This window comes from Mesorhizobium sp. M4A.F.Ca.ET.090.04.2.1 (assembly GCF_003999085.1).
Taxonomy (GTDB): domain Bacteria; phylum Pseudomonadota; class Alphaproteobacteria; order Rhizobiales; family Rhizobiaceae; genus Mesorhizobium.
This window is the reverse complement of the sequence record NZ_RZOT01000714.1, coordinates 1-2,347: the sequence shown is the minus strand read 5'-3', so window position 1 is coordinate 2,347 and position 2,347 is coordinate 1. Positions and strand designations below refer to the sequence as shown.

4 protein-coding genes are annotated in these 2,347 nt (G+C 60.9%); all 4 read right to left on the bottom strand.

The features are described 5' to 3' along the window. Positions 1-437 (bottom strand): cytochrome-c oxidase, cbb3-type subunit III (gene ccoP / locus EN781_RS30845; RefSeq protein ID WP_127400648.1); only part of this gene is annotated, 437 nt, incomplete at its 3' end. A gap of 2 nt (positions 438-439) precedes the next feature. Beyond that, positions 440-589, bottom strand: coding sequence for a CcoQ/FixQ family Cbb3-type cytochrome c oxidase assembly chaperone (locus EN781_RS30840; protein WP_019860163.1), 150 nt, complete (start codon positions 587-589; stop codon positions 440-442). A gap of 11 nt (positions 590-600) precedes the next feature. Continuing rightward, positions 601-1,332 carry a cytochrome-c oxidase, cbb3-type subunit II gene (ccoO, locus tag EN781_RS30835; protein ID WP_126058908.1) on the bottom strand — a complete coding sequence of 244 codons (732 nt, stop codon included), beginning with the start codon at positions 1,330-1,332 and terminating at the stop codon, positions 601-603. A gap of 10 nt (positions 1,333-1,342) precedes the next feature. Beyond that, a partial coding sequence (gene ccoN, locus EN781_RS30830) for a cytochrome-c oxidase, cbb3-type subunit I (RefSeq protein ID WP_127400647.1) occupies positions 1,343-2,347 on the bottom strand: 1,005 nt, incomplete at its 5' end.

The following is a 2,347-nucleotide window of genomic DNA, read 5'->3' as shown; positions in this document are numbered from 1 at the left end:
CCCCACAACCAGTCGTCGTCGTTGAGGTTGGGGAAACCCGCGGATCCTTGGGCGCCTGAGCCGTGGCACTGCACACAATTGACCTTGAACGTCGCTCCGCCGGCCGCAACCGCGAATTCACGCAGCGCGTCATCAGCAGCGATCTCGGAGACGGTCTTCGCCTGGATGGCGGCGACATACTTGCCTTTTGCGGCTTCGGCAGCGGCCAACTCGTTCTTGACATCGTTGCGGCTGGAGTAGCCGAGCACGCCCCTTGTCGCCGAAGACAGCATTGGCCACGCCGGGTAGGCGATGGTGTAGCCGATCGCCCAGGCGATGGTGATGTAGAAGGTTATCACCCACCAGCGGGGAAGAGGGTTGTTGAGCTCCTTGATGCCGTCCCACTCATGGCCGGTCGTCGAGATGCCCGAGACGTCGTCGATATGCTCTGTGCTCATGATCAGTCGTCCTTGAGGGGAATGCGGGCGGCTTCGTCAGCTTGGCTGCGACCGCCGGGCCGCAGTGCGAAGGCAATGCATCCGACAAAGAACAGCGCCATGGCGAGCAGGCCCCAGCTGTCGGCGAATTCCCGCATCAGATTGTAATCCATGGTCGGTCTCCTCAGCGGTAGCCGGCGGCTTCGTCGTAGGTCTTGAAATCGACCAGAGTGCCGAGCATCTGGAGATAAGCGACCAAGGCATCCATCTCGGTGACCTGCAGCGGATTGCCGTCGAAGTCGCCGACCTTGGCTTTCGGATAGCGCTTTTCCAGGCCGGACGTGTCGGCACTGGGATCGGCCTGTGCCATCAGATCGGCATTGGCGTTGGCGATCATGTCGTCGGAATAGGGGACACCGACCCGGCTGTTGGCGACCAGATGCGTCGAGAAGTTCTTCACCTCGACCGGCGTATCCTTCAGGAAGGCATAGCGAGGCATGATCGATTCCGGCACCACCGAACGCGGATCGGCGAGGTGCTGCACATGCCAAGCGTTGGAGTAGCGATCGCCGACGCGCGCGAGATCGGGGCCGGTTCGTTTGGAGCCCCACTGGAACGGATGATCGTACATCGACTCCGCCGCCAGGCTGTAGTGACCGTAGCGCTCGACCTCGTCGCGGAACGGCCGGATCATCTGGCTATGGCAGAGATAGCAGCCCTCGCGCACATAGATGTTGCGCCCCGCGAGTTCGAGCGGCGAATAGGGCCGCATGCCTTCGACCTTCTCGATCGTGTTGTCGAGATAGAAGAGCGGTGCGATCTCGACGATGCCGCCGACAGTCACCACGAGCAGCGAGCCAATGAGAAGAAGCGTCGCGTTCTTCTCGATGATTGCGTGTTTGTCCATCAAGCCCATGTGTGGCTCCTTATTCGGCAGGCTGGAGGGCGGGCTCGGAACCCGGCAACGGTTGCTCCTCGCGCTGGTAGCCGAGGATGGTCATGGTGATGTTCCAGGCCATCAGCAGCGCGCCGGAGAGATACATCGCGCCGCCCGCAGCCCGCATCACATAGTAGGGATGCATGGCAGCGACGGTTTCGGCGAAGGAGTAGACCAAGAAGCCCTGCTCATCATATTCGCGCCACATCAGGCCCTGCATGATGCCGGAAACCCACATCACCGCGGCGTAGACGACGATCCCCAGCGTGGCCAGCCAGAAGTGCCATGTGACGAGCCGCAGCGAATACAGACGCTCGCGGTTCCAAAGTTTAGGCACCATGTAATAGATCGCGCCGAACGAGATCATGCCAACCCAGCCGAGCGCGCCGGAATGGACGTGGCCGATGGTCCAGTCCGTGTAGTGCGACAGCGAGTTGACCGCCTTGATCGACATCATCGGACCTTCGAAGGTCGACATGCCGTAGAAGGCGATGGCTACGACCATCATGCGGACAATCGGATCGGTGCGGATCTTGTCCCAGGCGCCGGAGAGCGTCATGAGGCCGTTGATCATGCCACCCCAGGAAGGCATCCACAGCATGATCGAGAACACCATGCCCAGCGTCTGCGCCCAGTCGGGCAGGGCGGTATAGTGCAGGTGATGGGGGCCCGCCCAAATGTAGAGAAAGATGATCGCCCAGAAGTGGATGATCGAAAGCCGGTAGGAGTAGACCGGCCGGTTCACTTGCTTGGGCACGAAATAGTACATCATGCCGAGGAACCCGGCGGTCAGGAAGAAGCCAACGGCGTTGTGGCCGTACCACCACTGCGTCAGCGCGTCCTGAACGCCGGAAAAGGCGGAATAGCTTTTCGAGCCCAGCAGCGAGGCGGGCATTGAGAGGTTGTTGACGACATGCAGCATCGCGATGGTGACGATGAAGGACAGGTAGAACCAGTTCGCGACGTAGATGTGCGGTTCCTTGCGCTTCAGGAT

Excerpts from the sequence above, each read along its gene's own strand:
- EN781_RS30840 (WP_019860163.1), bottom strand. The coding sequence starts at position 589 with ATGGATTACAATCTGATGCGGGAATTCGCCGACAGCTGGGGCCTGCTC.
- ccoO (WP_126058908.1), bottom strand. The coding sequence starts at position 1,332 with ATGGGCTTGATGGACAAACACGCAATCATCGAGAAGAACGCGACGCTT.